This window comes from Candidatus Cloacimonadota bacterium, from assembly GCA_021734245.1.
In the GTDB taxonomy this organism is placed as follows: domain Bacteria; phylum Cloacimonadota; class Cloacimonadia; order Cloacimonadales; family TCS61; genus B137-G9.
In genome coordinates this window covers 15,856-31,132 of sequence record JAIPJH010000001.1, presented here as the reverse complement: position 1 = coordinate 31,132, position 15,277 = coordinate 15,856, and the positions used below count along the sequence as shown (strand labels likewise).

Here is a 15,277-nt window from a genome sequence, read left to right as displayed (position 1 = left end):
AAATATTGGGTTGATTTAGCAAATTATGATTTTGAAACAGCAAAAGCAATGCTCAGAACAAAGTGATTTTTATATGTTGGATTTATGTGTCATCAAGCAGTGGAAAAGATATTAAAAGCTTATTATGTATATTCTTATGATAAGCAACCTTCTTATGCTCATAGATTAACTTATCTAACAGAATCAACCAAACTTGAAAATTTTTTATCAGAAGAGTAGAAAAATTTTCTTGATGAATTGGAACCTTTAAATATTGAATCGAGATATCCAACTTACAAAGATATGATTTTCAAAGAATTAAGTAAAGATAAATGTAAAAGTATAATTAAAAAAGCAGAGAATTTTTAGTATGGATCAAACAGAAATTATCGCAATAGCAAAGCGTTTCGTGGAATTAGTGAAGAAAGATTTTCCGATGAAAAATGCTTATCTATTTGGTTCTTACGCAAATGGTGAAGCTTCAGAAGAAAGAGACATTGATATTGCAATAGTTTTAGATAAAATTACCGGTAATTATCTCGATCAAAATACTGCACTATTTAAACTTAGAAGAAATGTTGATTTGAGAATTGAACCAATACTCCTGGAAGATGGAAATGATCTTTCCGGGTTTCTTTCAAAGATTAAAAGTACCGGAATAAAAATTTATTCAGCATAATTTGAAAAAGGAGAGATAATATTCAGTATTTACTAAATTTCTCATCTTCTCATCGTCTCCAAATCACACATCTCACCTCTCACTTCTCACTTCTCATTTTCCCTCTTTCTTCAATAGCTCTTCTTCAATGTTCTTGGGAACAGCTTTATATTCACTGAATTCCATCGTGAAATTTGCTTTGCCCTGCGTTGCTGAACGGAACTTGGTGGCAAGTCCGAAGGTCTCTGATAATGGCATTTCGGAATCTACTCTGGTAAAATGATGATCGATCACAGTATCTAAAACCAAACCGCGATTCTGATTGATGATCGCCATGATATTTCCCCGAAATTCGGAAGGAGTTTCTACTGAAACTTTCATCACCGGTTCCAGAATGATCGGCTTTGCTTTGAAATAATTTTCTCTGAATGCAGCTTTGGTAGCAGTTTCAAATGCCAGTTGAGAAGAATCTACGGGATGAAAATCTCCATCATCGATAGCCATTTTTACACCAACAACTGGAAATCCCATCAACTCTCCTTCTTCCAGAGAAGCATTGAATCCTTTTTCGCAACCAGGAATATATTCTTTGGGAATATTGCCACCGGTAACTTTATCCTTAAAAATATTTTCATCTTTTCCAGAATGAGTTAAAACTCCTTTTATTCTGGCAAACTGACCGCGTCCACCGGTTTGTTTTTTATGAATGTAATCAAAATCAACAGCCTTCGTCAGTGTTTCTCGATAAGAAACTTGCGGAGGTAATACTTCCAGTTTTACGCCATATTCACGTCGAATTCTTTCGATATAGACATTCAGGTGCAATTCTCCCATTCCATGTACAATGGTTTCGTTGGTTTCATCATCAACGTTTGCCTTGAAGGTGGGATCTTCTTTGGTAAACCTGGTAAGTGCTTTACTTAGTTTTTCCAGATCTTCGTTGTCTTTCGTTTTCAAAGCCAGGGAAATAATTGGTTTGGGAACGAAAGATTCCCGCATTGTGTAATTTGTCTCAGGAGAATTGAAAGTATCTCCCAGAGCGCAATCAATTCCAAATAAAGCAACAATATCGCCAGCTTTTGCAATAGAAATATCTTCCATGTTATCTGCATGCATTTTCACAAGCCGTCCTACCTTCATCTTATTACCTGTTCTAGCATTGATCAAATCGCTACCTTTGGAAATAGTTCCCTGGTAAATTCGAATATAGGTCAATTGTCCATACTGCTGATTTTCCAATTTGAATGCCAAGGCTACAGTAGGTTTATTCGGATCGGAAGTAAGCCGAATATTTCTCATTTCATCATCTTTATCATGAGCAATATTGATTCCTGTTGTAGGATCGGGAAGATAACGAACAACAGCATCCAGCAAAAGCTGAACTCCCTTGTTTTTGAAGGCTGAACCGAGAAATACCGGTGTCATTTCCATGGCAATAGTAGCTTTACGTACAGCTGAGATAATCATCTCTTCAGTTTCAGTTCCTTCCAGGAATGCTTCAGCCAATTCATCGCTGAACATGGAAACTGCATCGATCATTTTCTCTCGCATTTCTTCAGTTTTAGCTTTATATTCAGCAGGTACTTCCTTTTCCAGAACCTGTTCGCCTTTTGGTCCGGTAAAATATCTTGCCTTGCGGGAAGTTAAATCGATGATTCCTTCAAATTTATCTTCCAAACCAATTGGAATCTGCATCAACACAGCATTGTGATCCAGTTTTTCACAAAGCTGATCTTTTACTTTTTCGGGATCTGCACCAACTCTATCTAACTTGTTGATAAAAGCAATATGAGGAACTTTATACCGTTTCAGCTGCCTGTCTACTGTGATGGATTGAGACTGAACTCCACTAACACCACACAATACCAGAACAGCCCCATCCAGAACGCGCAGAGCATTTTCCACTTCGATCGTAAAATCGACATGCCCCGGCGTATCGATGATGTTTAGATTATATCCTTTCCAATTTACATTTGTAGCAGCAGAAGCTATAGTGATTCCACGTTCTTTTTCCAACTCCATGGAATCCATTGTAGCACCTACTCCATCTTTACCACGAACTTCACCGATTCGGTAAATTTTATTGCAATAATACAGAATCCTTTCTGTAAGTGTTGTTTTTCCGGAATCGATATGAGCACTGATCCCGACGTTTCTCAATTTTAATATATCCATTTTTTCCTTTCTTATTAAATTCTTTGTAACCAACAGAAAAATAATAAATTATAAGCCCATTGATTTGGTTCAATAATTTTTTTGAACCATAAATTTTCTTTAGGTTTATTGGACAAGGAAAATGTTATATAAGTCGAAAGAATTCCTCGCTGCTCTGAATCTGGGATAGGCAAATTTAAGAATTTTCTTTATTTCTTGATAAAATAAAAAAATATAAAATTATTGTTCTTATTAATTGGAGGTTTGTATGAAGACAAATTTTGTTTTATTTTTTATCATATTTTCGATTTCACTGTTTTCCATAACTATAAACATTCCAGATGATTATGCAACGATTCAGGAAGGAATAGACGCATCTGCAAATGGAGACATAGTTCTCGTTCAACCTGGAACTTATCTGGAAAATCTGAATTTCAACGGAAAACTGATCACAGTTGCATCACTCTATCATACTACGCAGGATACAAGTTACATTTCCCAAACAATAATCGATGGAAATCAAATGGGTGGCGTGGTACTTTTTGAAAGTGGAGAAGATTCCACAGCTGTTTTAACAGGGTTTAAATTGCAAAATGGCAGTGGAACATCCTACACAACTCCGTCTGGTTCTCTACATGTTTTTGGAGGGGCAGTTTTCTGCAATTTAGCTTCCAGTCCCAAATTGGAAAACTTAATAATTTCTAACTGTAATGCTGAATACGGAGGTGGAATTTGTGCCTACGACAACTCTCTTCCAATCATAGATAAAATTGAGGTTTACGGTTGTAACAGTGATAAAGGAGGAGCTGTTTATTATAACGTCGGAGGAGGTGGGAATATCACAAATTCATTTTTCCATGATAATTCAGCCCGGCGAGGGGCAGCAGTTTTTTATCGAGAAGCACCACTTGTTGATCCTGTAATAGATAATTGTGTGTTTTTGCACAATCAGGCAATAGAAAGAGCTGGTGCGATCGGAACATTCAACACAAATTTAACTGTGAAAAACAGCATTATGGAAGGAAATTCTGCCAATCTGGGTGGAGCAATGTTCATCTGGCTGCAAACAATTGTTCTGCAGAATGTGCTTGTTTATGATAATATTTCAACCAGTGATGGTGGTGCTATTTTTTCTAGCCAATGCAGTTCTTATTATATTAATTCTGCTTTCTACAATAATTCTTCCAATGCTGATGGCGGAGCTTTCTATGGTTGGAGCGGTTCTTCACCTTATTTCGTTAACTCTGTTCTCTGGGGAAATCTTCCACAGCAGATACATTGCAGAGTTGATGGTGGACAAAATACCGTAACTTCGGAATATTCCTGTATCGAAGGTGGAGAAACCGGTATTTCCACAGTTAATACGATTGTAAACTGGCTGGATGGCAACATCGATACAGATCCTCTGATCGACGATCAGTATCTGTTAACCGAAAATTCACCCTGTATTGACAGCGGAACTTCCATATTGCCAGTTCCATACGAACTTACCACCTTTGATCTGGCTGGAGAAGATCGGATTTATGGTGATGAAGTAGATATGGGACCTTACGAGTATTTTGTAGAAGAAACATTCTCTTTTACTCAGATCACAACCGGAAATATTGTAAATGACGGCGGCTGGAATTACGACTGCTGCTGGGCAGATTTTGATGCTGACGGCTGGGATGATCTTTTTGTTTGTAATAATGATGGTGATAATGGTAAACACAATTTTTATTACTTGAATAATCAGGATGGAACCTTTACCAAGGTTACAGATGGTGACATCGTAACCGACGGAGACAGTTCTTACGGCTGTGCTCCTGGAGATTTTGATAATGATGGTGATATTGATCTGTTCGTTTCCAACTACAACGAAAATAACGCGCTTTACGAAAATCTGGGAGACGGCACGTTTACAAGAATTACTACCGGAGATATTGTAAATAACAGCGGTTCTTCTACCGATTGTGAATGGGTAGATTATAATAAGGATGGTTGGCTTGATCTTTTTGTCTGCAATCGAACTCAGGCAAATTTTCTTTATCAAAATAATGCGGATGGAACTTTTACTCGAATTACTGGTGATCCTTTAGTTTCGGAAAACAAGAATTCCGGCAGCTGCGTCTGGGCAGATTTTGATGATAATAGCTATCCCGATGTATTCATTGCAAATTCGGGACCGGATACGAATTCACTTTTCCTGAACAACGGAGATGGCAGTTTTACTGCATTGCAGAACGATCCTATCGTTTCTGAAATGGAGAATTTTGATATCTCTGCGACTGGTGATTATGATAATGACGGCGATTATGATATTTATGTGGCTCCGGGAATGTTGCCGGCCGGCTCGTATGATGTTTATCTCTATCAAAATGATGGGAACGCATCTTTCACCAGAGTTCAGAATATTCCACATGACAATATAAATGCTGGTGGAGGTTGTGATTTTGTTGATATCGATTTTGATGGTGATCTCGATATTTTTCATCAGGCTTATGACGGATTCAACCTGATCCTGGAAAATGATGGTCTGGGCAATTTTTCTCAGACTTCGGAAGGAGTTCTGGCAAATGATGGTAACTATAATAAGCAAGCAAGCTGGACAGATTATGATGATGATGGAGACTTGGATGTTTTTTTCGCTGTGAACAACTATTTTGGTGGGAATAATAAATTATTCCAGAATAATGGAAATGGCAATAACTGGCTTTATGTGGAACTGGAAGGCTATAATTCAAACTATTATGGAATTGGTTGCGAGATTTTATCGGTAGCAGAGATTGGTGGATCGGTTGTAAGCCAGAATACTTTGGTAAATGCAGATAATTCTATAATTACCAGGATAGGATTTGGTGACGCCGAAACTGTGGGTTCAATTCTGGTAATGTGGCCTTCCGGAGAAATCTCACAGCTTAATGATATCGAAACAAATCAGATGATTTTAGTTTCAGAACAAATATCACCACATTCAGATGATATTTTACAAGCTGAGACAATAATTCTTAACCAAAATTTCCCGAATCCTTTCAATCCAAGCACAACAATCAGCTTCAGCGTAACGCAAAGCTCCGACTTTGCGACAATTGAGATTTACAACCTTAAAGGTCAGAAAGTTAAAATGTTTACTTTCCCAAACCAGTCTTCGCAGGAAGCTACGAACTGGCAAGCAGGTTTAGGAACGAGCAAAGGTGTAATTGTCTGGAACGGAACCGATGAAAATAATAAACCTGTATCATCCGGAGTATATTTTTACAAACTAAAGCAAGGAAAACAGCAATTAACAAAAAAAATGTTGTTGCTGAAATAGGAGGAAATCATGAGAAAATCAATACTGATAATCCTTATTATTTTACCTGTAATTCTTGCGGCTCAAAACTGGAGCTGGCATGTGGGAAATGGCGGTAATCCTGCTCGAAACGGACAAGCGGATGGTGTGCTTTCTTCCTTGTCGGAAGATGAAGTTTTGTGGGAAGGAAGTAATGTTTTCTCCTACTGGCCGCATCAGCCATTTACAGAAGGAAATGTGATCGTTGCAGATCGGACCTTCAATATGAACGATGTGCTGCATGGAACCTGGATCGTGGCTTATGATATCACTTCCGGAGATACATTGTGGACGGTTGATCTGCCGGTTTATTTTCCCGACACCGACTGGCGAAGTAGAGTTTGCGGTACCAATGATGGCGTGGTTTATGCCACCCGCAGCGGCAATACGAACGCTTCTTATCTGCATGCCCTGGATGTAACTGATGGATCGATAATCTGGACTTCAACAGAATTAACAGACATGTCTTCAGGAGAATGTGTAACTTTTGCTGAAAATGGCGATCTGATCATTGGTAATTTCCAGAATATCATGCGATTGAATGCTTCAGATGGTTCATTGATCTGGCAGGAAACCAGATACAGCCCAACTTCCAGCGGCAGTGAAGTTTCAGTTTATGAAAATCATGTTTATGGCTGGGCTGCCAGTACCAGCGGACCTTCCATAGTTGTTCACGATATTGAAACAGGAGCGTTCCTGTATGAAAGTGGTGGAGTTGGTGGCGGTTTGGTTCAACAGCTTGGCTGTTTCGTGGGTCCAGATGGAATAGTTTATGCACCCAGAACCCAAAACAATGTAGTAACCGATTCGCTGGTTGCTTTTACCGATACAGGAAGTGAATTGGAGAGAATGTGGCAGATTGGTTTGTGCTATATTCCTTTTGCCACTTTTGGCGTTGATCTGAACGGAAATGTTTATTCCTACAACTACGATTATCAGGTTATCCATATCGATTCTCATAGCGGTGATATCTTAAATTCATCTACCAGGATCAGCAATGATATTCCAAATTACAGAACTACTTTATTTGCTGGTTCCATTTATCCTGCAAAAGGAGAAGAAAAAGTAAGACAGCATTATTTTTCCAATAATCGTGAACCAGCGATATTAGATACTTCTATTGTCATTGGTGATCCAGGCGCAGGTATTGTTTCTCCTCATGCTGCCGTTGATGCTGAAGGATATCTTTACATCACAAATCATCAGGACAAACTTTTCTGTTTTGATGAATCGCTCAACCTCATCTGGGAAGATACATTTGACAGACCGGACGGACCCGCGCTTGGAATGGATGGACATCTTGTTATTTGTGCAGATAGCTATGAGATGAAAGTTTATGAAGGAAGGGGTTTAGTTGCACCCGGAATGGTTTTCGGCAACGTCACACTGATCGGTGGAAATGGAAATGTGATAGATGTGGAAATAACAACTGCCAACATGATTACGAATCCCGATGAATTTGGATTTTACTCTTTAGAACTTTCACCAGGAACGTATTCTATAACTGCATCTTTGGATAATTATGAACCACAAACTATCGATGATGTTCTGGTAGAAAGCGGAGCTCCAACTGGCCCGATCGATTTTGACTTGAATGCAATCACATCAATAGATTCTAACATTGTTCCTGATTCTGATCTCGATTTAAATATCTTTCCCAATCCCTTCAATCCCACTACAAAAATCAGCTTCAATGTACCGCAAACGTCCTCATTTGCGATCATCGAAATTTACAATCTAAAAGGTCAGAAAGTTAAAACATTCTCAAATCTCCAAATCACCCAATCTCCAGATCATCAAATAATCTGGAACGGAACCGACCAAAACAACAAACCAGTTTCCAGCGGTATCTATTTTGCTCGGTTCAAAACTGAAAAAATCAATCTGCAAAAAAAAATGCTACTTTTAAAATGATCAAAAGGAGATAATATCAAATTTAACGGCTATTTGAATATAACGAAAAATCAGCAGGCAACTTTATGGAAAATTCCTTTTGATAAAAGTTCGGAATCGTTTAATTTTCCTGATAAATTGATAAAGAAATACAATCTGAAAAGCGGAGTTCGGCTGGAATCTGAAATCAAGAGTAATAGAGTTATCGATATCTACAAAATATGTGATGTGAAACCTGAGGAGTATAACAAAAGAAAAAACTTCAATAACCTGATTGCTCAAAATCCTACAGAAAGATATGATTTTGGCAATTCAGAAATTTCTTCTCTCCGAATTTTGGATTTGATGACACCAATTGGAAAAGGAACGCGCGGGTTAATTGTTTCGCCACCAAGAGCTGGAAAAACCATGTTATTGGAAAACCTGGCAAATGAATTTTATAAACTCGATCCAAAACTGCAAGTGATTGTTTTACTTATAGATGAACGTCCGGAAGAAGTTACTTCCTTCAAAATGAATACGAAAGCCCAGGTTTTTCATAGTTCTATGGATAAAGGCAGCTGGTCACATCAGGTTTTAGGGAACTTCATGCTGAATCATATTCGTGCCGAACTTGAGTGCGGGAATGATACTGTAATTTTAATTGATAGTCTTACCAGGATGGGAAGAGCTTACAATATAAATGATAATCGACATAATAATCGCATCATGTCCGGCGGACTTTCATCAGGTGCGTTGGAATTACCCCGCAAGCTCTTTGGGGTGGCTCGTAATATTCAAAATGGTGGTTCCTGCACGATCCTGGCTACAATTTTAACTGATACAGGATCGAGAATGGACGAAGTTATCTTTCAGGAATTTAAAGGAACCGGAAATTGTGAAATTATTCTGGATCGCGATCTGGCTGATATGAGGATATTTCCGGCAATCAATATTACAGAAAGCGGCACCAGGAAAGAGGAGTTATTACGTTCCAACTTGGAATTGGAAAAGATAAACAGTTTACGAAGAAGACTTTTGCAGATCGACAAACAGAAAGCTGTTTCTAATCTTCTTCAATTAACAGATCAACATAAATCAAATTCCGATCTGATAAAACATTTGACATAGCAATCCCAGATAATAAAACTCACTTATCATTTCGAATTAAAGGGAGAAGTAGTCATGAAATATTTTATTGCTATAATGTTGCTGGCGGTTGTTGTTTTTGGATGTCAAACCAAAAAAGATGAAGTTAAAACCGACCTGGAAGATACAAAACAAGATATCAAAAAAGAAACTGTTCAGGATAGTTTGAAAGACCAAGCCAAACCCGAAGAAACTGAAAAAGTTCAAAAAGAAGAAATAGAAGAAACTGACCAAAAAGAAGAAGTTGAAGAAGATGAATGGCTGTCACAGCAGAAACTTTGGGATTTGTATAATGCAGCAAAAGCCAAAGTGAAAGAAGCCGAAAAAAACAACAACTTTGAAGCTATGAGCAAATTCTATCACGAAGCAGCCATCTATGCTAATGCGTTGGAGCGAAATGATATAGAAGCGTGGCAATACAACAACGCAGCTTATTACCTGATAAAAGAATTCAAAGTAAAAACTGATTACCAGACAAAAATGGATTCCCTGAATTCTCTTAAATTGAAGCAGAAAATTGAAGATTACAGATTAGAAATTCAGAAAAATTTCAGAGAAGAAAGTCGACTACTTTCCAAAGCCAAAGGCTACCTGGAAAAAGCCAAAGAAGTCGATGCTGAGCTGGAAAAATCTGATAGAACACGAATCATTGCAAATAATATTTCTTTTGTAGATTTTGTGCTGGAATTTGTGGAAATGGGAGAACCGGATCAAGAATAATAAATCTCTATTTAGGAATATTTTATGCATCAAAATTCGGTAAAAGATCAAATGATGGGAGGAAGATTATGTGGAAATACATTATAGTTTTTGCAATTTTTTTTGCAGCTTTTGGTTGTGACGATCGGACAACAAATCCGGATACTGATATCTGGTCACGACTGCAAGTAACGTTTAACGATACGGTTTTTTATGAAGAAACTTTAGATGCAGGTGATCTTGCTTCAACAGCATATTTGCTTCTGCCAAATAATGAACAGCTAACTTTAGAGAAATATTTTTTCGAAACGGAATTGGAACGAGAAATTGACGATGTTGTGATCGATTATCGTGTGATTGCTAAGAAAGATGGCTTCTATTCTACCTATCATGCCTGCGGACGACAGGATACCATCACTGTTAATGCCAGCAGTGGATTTGCTACAGTAGATCCCGGTTTGGTTTGCGGCTCTATCCTGGATATTTTTTACGGTCCGCTTTCAGGAGAAGAAATTTATATGCTTCAAGATAGTGTGATCGTGGATAGTATAACAACAACAGCAAATGGCTATTTTGCGCATGATATTATTCTGGGAAACTATCAAATGGCTATCAAAGATCTTTATCCAAATGGTGAATGGTATGATTTTGAAATTGATAGCTATTATGAAGATTATTATATCGAATTTGAGATAGATAGATAAATTTTAAAAAGCCTTGTGCAGAATTAATTTTCCGCACAAGGCTATATATTTTTACTAAACAATTATTTCTTTTTTGTTTTAACTTTTTGCGGTCTGGTCTTGCCATAACTTCCGCGCCAGATCTTGCCTTTTTTACTTCTGCGATCGCCTTTTCCCATGTTTTCCTCCTTCTTGATTTCTTATCACTTCTGCTAAGCTTTTATTATCAGTTTTGCTGTCAACCTGTTTTAGATATCACGCATCCCCCGAAAAAAAATTCTTTTTCAGAAATCAATAAGAAGAAGCATGAATTTCAATATTTCAAGCCCATGAATTTATTCATGGGTAAATTTTCAAATCTTTTTGAAATAACCATTTCAATGGTTTATAATTTGCAAAACGGTTGAAACCGTTATAAATTTTATATTCGGTATCTGGTTTCCCACGAATGACCCGCTGAAATTGAATTGATTTCACAGGTTAAAAATTCGTGGGCTTTGCTGGATAAGGTTTTGGACGGGAAAAATAATAACAATTTCAGCTATTACAATAAATTAGGATTATACCTTTCAATTTTTTCGGGGGGATGCGTGGTTTCAGATATTCTGTCCCAAATAATGCTAAATAATTACTATTTAACGGAATGTAATTTCTCATTGACAAAAAAACACTTCTAAACATTTTTCCAAAAAAAATGCATGGAGTTGTTATGAAAAAAATACTTGTTACCGGTTCTGTCGGACAGATCGGCTCAGAACTTACGATGTTGTTAAGAAAATTGTATGGAAATGATAATGTAATCGCTGGTGGAAATCGTACAAAACCCAGTGGAAAATTATTGGAATCTGGTCCTTTTGAGATCGTTGATTGTACGGATGCAAATCGAGTCGCGGAAGTTGTAAAAAAATATGATATTGATACGATCTATCATTTAGCAGCAATTCTTTCTGGTGTGGCAGAAGCAAAGCCAAACCTTGCCTGGAATGTTAATATCAACGGTTTGTACAATGTGCTTGAAGTCGCTCGCGAAGAAAACTGTGCCGTTTTTACACCAAGCTCAATAGGTGCTTTCGGACCTTCAACACCTGCTGATGATACACCGCAGGATACAATTCAAAGACCAAACACTATGTATGGTGTAACCAAAGTTGCTGGCGAGCTGCTTTGTGACTATTATTTCAAAAGATTCGGAGTTGATACTCGTGGTGTTCGTTATCCTGGAATTATCTCCAATGAAACTCTTCCTGGAGGCGGAACTACTGATTACGCTGTTGATATTTATTATGAAGCAATTAAGCAGAAAAAATATACCTGTTTCCTGAAAGCTGGAACTTTCCTTGATATGATGTACATGCCTGATGCTTTAACCGCTGCTGTAAACCTTATGGAAGCAGATCCATCTAAACTTATTCATAGAAATGCCTTTAATATTTCTACTATGAGTTTTGATCCGGAAATGCTGGCTGCATCAATTAAAAAGCATATTCCAGAATTTACAATCGATTACGACATTGATCCGGTAAGACAGGCTATTGCAGAAAGCTGGCCAAACAACATGGACGACAGTGCAGCAACCGAAGAATGGGGTTGGAACTACGAATACGATCTTGATAAAATGACAGAAGATATGCTGAGGGTTCTGGGAGAAAAACTGAAATAGTTTTCTGAAAAGGATGAAATTTTGATCGCTGGTATCGGCATTGATATAATAGAAGTGAAGAGAGTGGAAAAACTTTGTGATAGAGATGAGAAATTTTTGGCAAAAGTGTTTACTAAAACAGAAATTGAATATTGCCGAAAATTTAAAAATGGATCTCAGAATTTTGCCGGCAGGTTTGCTGTAAAAGAAGCCTTCCTGAAAGCTATGGGAACAGGTTGGGCTAATGGTCTTAAGTTTTCTGAGATTGAAACAATTAACGATAAACTGGGCAAACCGGAGATCTTTTTACATGGCAAAACAAAAGAAATTTTCGAAGCAGGAAAATACGAAATTGCCCATGTTTCTATTGCTCATCTCAAAGATTATGCCACAGCTGTAGTTGTAATCGAAAAAAAATAAAATATAGGAGAGATTTATGGCTTTAAAAAAATTAAATGAAGCTCTTTATAAGAATCTGGAAGATTTGCGAGCTTCCGGACGCGACAAAGGTGAAGAGCTTGTAATCAAGAAGATCAAAAAAGCAGAAGGTGAATTTGGTCCGCGTTATCTTTTGGAAGGATACGACGAAAAAGAATTCATCAAAATGAATGCGAATTCCTATCTGGGAATGTCTATGAATCCTGATGTGATTGAAGCGGAAGAAGCTGCTGCACAGGAATTTGGTGTAGGTCCGGGTGCTGTTCGTTTCATCAGTGGAACTCATACTCCACACATCGCTCTGGAAAAGAAGCTGGCAAAATTCCACGGTCGTGAAGCCGGAATGATTTTCAGCTCGGCTTATGTGACAAGCTTGGGTGTGATCTTTCCGCTAACAACCAAAGAAACAGTTGTGGTTTCCGATGAATTAAATCATAACTGCATAATCCAGGCAATGCGTCTTTCCCGTCCTGCTGCCAAGCTTATCTACAAACACAACGATATGGCAGATCTGGAAGCAAAGATGAAAGAAGCTGTAGGCAAAGGTAAACGTTGTATTGTTGTAACGGATGGAATCTTTTCGATGCGTGGAGATTTTGCACCATTCGACGAACTGACAAAAATCTGTGCTGAGTTTGATGACAAATTCGATGAGGGTGTTATCACGATAGCCGATGATTCTCATGGTGTTGGTGCTTTTGGTAAAACAGGACGTGGAACCGAAGAATATACCGGTGCAAAAGTTGATATTCTGATCGGTACTCTGGGCAAAGCTTTTGGCGTGAACGGTGGCTATGTTGTTGCTTCAGATACAGTAATTGAATACCTTCGCGAACAAGCTCCTATGTATATTTATTCCAATCCGATCACCTGCTCGGAAGCTGCGGCAACACTTAAGGTTCTGGAGATGATCGATAGCGATTGGGGTGTGAAAAGACTGGAACATCTTTCTGCAATGACCAAGAAATTCGAAGATGGCCTTAAAGCTCTTGGCTTTGAAACTATAGAAGGACCGCATCCTGTTGTTCCTCTCATGGTTCGAGATACAGCTGAAACAACTAAACTAGTAAAATACCTCACGAAAAATGGTGTTCTGGGAACTGGCTTGAACTTCCCAGTAGTGCCAAAAGGTGATGAAGAGATCAGATTCCAGGTAAATGCAGATCACACAGAAGCAGACATTGATAAAGTTCTGGAGATTTTAGCAAATTATAAGAAGTAATAAAAAAAGAAGTTAATATGAACAGGGAGTGATTTTTCATTCCCTGTTTTTTATTTTTCACTCCACAATTCTAAAACATTACCATTTGGATCTTTGAACTGAGCACAATAACCAAATCCAGGAGCAATCTCAAATTTTTCTTTTATGGTTTTTCCTCCAGAATTTTCAATTTCTTCAAGAGTTTCAATTATATCGTCTACAGTTATAGAAAATCTAATACCATCATTGTAAGAATTTAAATTTGGATCGAATCCACCATGAATTGTATCTGCATCAAATAACCAGAAATCTTTAGTGTAATTTGTAATCTTCCATCCAAATATTTTGGAGTAAAATTCTTTAGCTTTCTGCAGATTCCTTGCAGGAAGTACGATCCATTCAATTCTATGTGGGGTTTTCATTTTACCTCTTTCTGTAAAATTATAAATTCATGATCTTCTAAGTTTGTTTTGATTTCATATCCAGAATTGATGTACAATTTTTTTGCAGATGTATTTGATTCGTGAACTCCCAATTCTATTCTTGATGAGGAAACCGTTTCCTCAATGTGCTTCTAAACATAATTACCGATACCTTTTCTACGAAATTTCTTGAAAATTATCAAAGCATGAATATGGGTTGTATCGTTTCTGTTTTCGATCCAGAAAAATCCTGCGAATTTATCATCAAAAAAGATCTCATATTTTTTTCCTGTGTTATCGAAAACTTCTTTGAATTGTGCTTTATTCATTTTAAGTAGATCAAGAGATCGTTCCAAATAAGTACCAGTTTCACTGAACATCAGTTCAAATAAGGCATCATATCTTTTCCTGGAGGCAGGATTTATGTCAATTTTCATCGATCAATTTATCGTAAATATCTGAAACATTTTCAAAAATTACTTCAGGATTTTTCTCTTTTAGAGCTTCTGAATTTGTGTAACCCCAGCTTACTGCGCCAAAAGCCATTGCCAATTTATGAGCAGCTTCGATATCCCTGAGCTCATCTGCAATGTAAATTGATTCTTCAAACTTTGAGTTGCTTTTCTTTACAGCTTTGGTCAATTTACTTTCCTTGCCGAACATCGATACACCACATTCAAAATGATCGATTAGATCACAAAGTTCTTGCCCCAGAACATGTTTTACATTTCTCGTGGAATTGGAACTGACGACGGATATTTTGAAATTTGCTTCAGTTAATTTACGAAGTATTTCTGGAATGCCGGGAAACAATTTTATATTATCTATTTCTCTGGTCATCTGATTTCTCATTTGAGTTGCTATAATCGGAAGTTTCAGACTTGGAAAGCCTACATATTTCATCATAAATTTTACATCATTATCTCTCAACTTTGAAATTTCATCATCTGTTACGTTTTTGAATTTATATTTATCAGCCATCAATCTAATATTCTTTACAAACCAGTCGAACGTATCAGCCAGAGTTCCATCAAAATCAAAAATGATCAATCTGTATTTCAATTATGTTACCT

The 15,277-nt window shown here is 37.4% G+C and carries 14 protein-coding genes and 1 pseudogene; 10 read left to right on the top strand and 5 right to left on the bottom strand.

Annotated features, from left to right (window positions below):
* Positions 1 to 48: 48 nt before the first annotated feature.
* A pseudogene (locus K9N40_00140) lies at positions 49 to 377 on the top strand (HEPN domain-containing protein).
* On the top strand, positions 350 to 658 hold the full coding sequence (locus K9N40_00135; protein ID MCF7812870.1) for a nucleotidyltransferase domain-containing protein: 309 nt from the start codon (positions 350 to 352) through the stop codon (positions 656 to 658). Before K9N40_00140 ends, K9N40_00135 begins: the two are co-directional and overlap by 28 nt.
* Positions 659 to 751: 93 nt before the next feature.
* Here the strand turns inward: K9N40_00135 and fusA are convergent, their stop codons facing one another.
* Positions 752 to 2,812, bottom strand: coding sequence for an elongation factor G (fusA, locus tag K9N40_00130; protein ID MCF7812869.1), 2,061 nt, complete (start codon positions 2,810 to 2,812; stop codon positions 752 to 754).
* A gap of 247 nt (positions 2,813 to 3,059) precedes the next feature.
* On the opposite strand from fusA, the gene K9N40_00125 reads away from it, so the two are divergent.
* The 5 genes from K9N40_00125 to K9N40_00105 all read left to right on the top strand — a co-directional run bounded on the left by K9N40_00125 (position 3,060) and on the right by K9N40_00105 (position 10,525).
* Positions 3,060 to 6,083: an FG-GAP-like repeat-containing protein gene (locus K9N40_00125; GenBank protein ID MCF7812868.1), complete on the top strand. Its 3,024-nt coding sequence runs from the start codon at positions 3,060 to 3,062 to the stop codon at positions 6,081 to 6,083.
* 9 nt (positions 6,084 to 6,092) lie between these two features.
* Complete coding sequence (locus K9N40_00120; GenBank protein ID MCF7812867.1) at positions 6,093 to 8,015, top strand: PQQ-binding-like beta-propeller repeat protein; 1,923 nt, start codon at positions 6,093 to 6,095, stop codon at positions 8,013 to 8,015.
* 15 nt (positions 8,016 to 8,030) lie between these two features.
* Positions 8,031 to 9,104 (top strand): transcription termination factor Rho, encoded by a 1,074-nt coding sequence (rho, locus tag K9N40_00115; protein MCF7812866.1) that lies wholly within the window; start codon positions 8,031 to 8,033, stop codon positions 9,102 to 9,104.
* 54 nt (positions 9,105 to 9,158) lie between these two features.
* On the top strand, positions 9,159 to 9,842 hold the full coding sequence (locus tag K9N40_00110; GenBank protein ID MCF7812865.1) for a hypothetical protein: 684 nt from the start codon (positions 9,159 to 9,161) through the stop codon (positions 9,840 to 9,842).
* A 68-nt stretch (positions 9,843 to 9,910) separates the two neighbouring features.
* On the top strand, positions 9,911 to 10,525 hold the full coding sequence (locus tag K9N40_00105) for a hypothetical protein (GenBank protein ID MCF7812864.1): 615 nt from the start codon (positions 9,911 to 9,913) through the stop codon (positions 10,523 to 10,525).
* 62 nt (positions 10,526 to 10,587) lie between these two features.
* On the opposite strand, the gene K9N40_00100 is transcribed toward K9N40_00105, so the two are convergent.
* Positions 10,588 to 10,683, bottom strand: a complete 96-nt coding sequence (locus K9N40_00100) for a 30S ribosomal protein THX (GenBank protein MCF7812863.1) — start codon at positions 10,681 to 10,683, stop codon at positions 10,588 to 10,590.
* Between the two features lie 530 nt (positions 10,684 to 11,213).
* On the opposite strand from K9N40_00100, the gene K9N40_00095 reads away from it, so the two are divergent.
* From K9N40_00095 to K9N40_00085, 3 genes are read left to right on the top strand one after another with little or no spacing between them, the layout of a single operon-like run.
* Positions 11,214 to 12,164 (top strand): L-threonine 3-dehydrogenase, encoded by a 951-nt coding sequence (locus K9N40_00095; protein ID MCF7812862.1) that lies wholly within the window; start codon positions 11,214 to 11,216, stop codon positions 12,162 to 12,164.
* A gap of 21 nt (positions 12,165 to 12,185) precedes the next feature.
* Positions 12,186 to 12,563, top strand: a complete 378-nt coding sequence (acpS, locus tag K9N40_00090; protein MCF7812861.1) for a holo-ACP synthase — start codon at positions 12,186 to 12,188, stop codon at positions 12,561 to 12,563.
* Positions 12,564 to 12,579: 16 nt separating this feature from the next.
* A complete protein-coding gene (locus K9N40_00085) occupies positions 12,580 to 13,803 on the top strand; it encodes an aminotransferase class I/II-fold pyridoxal phosphate-dependent enzyme (GenBank protein MCF7812860.1) in 1,224 nt (407 codons plus the stop codon).
* Positions 13,804 to 13,853: 50 nt separating this feature from the next.
* Here K9N40_00085 and K9N40_00080 read toward each other — a convergent pair whose 3' ends face one another.
* The 3 genes from K9N40_00080 to K9N40_00070 form a co-directional block, all read right to left on the bottom strand.
* Positions 13,854 to 14,204, bottom strand: a complete 351-nt coding sequence (locus tag K9N40_00080; protein MCF7812859.1) for a VOC family protein — start codon at positions 14,202 to 14,204, stop codon at positions 13,854 to 13,856.
* A gap of 152 nt (positions 14,205 to 14,356) precedes the next feature.
* The gene (locus tag K9N40_00075; GenBank protein MCF7812858.1) at positions 14,357 to 14,641 is read right to left on the bottom strand and encodes a GNAT family N-acetyltransferase; all 285 of its coding nucleotides are present in this window, start codon (positions 14,639 to 14,641) and stop codon (positions 14,357 to 14,359) included.
* On the bottom strand, positions 14,631 to 15,266 hold the full coding sequence (locus tag K9N40_00070) for an HAD hydrolase-like protein (protein ID MCF7812857.1): 636 nt from the start codon (positions 15,264 to 15,266) through the stop codon (positions 14,631 to 14,633). The genes K9N40_00075 and K9N40_00070 overlap by 11 nt, the downstream gene beginning before the upstream one ends.
* Positions 15,267 to 15,277: the final 11 nt, after the last annotated feature.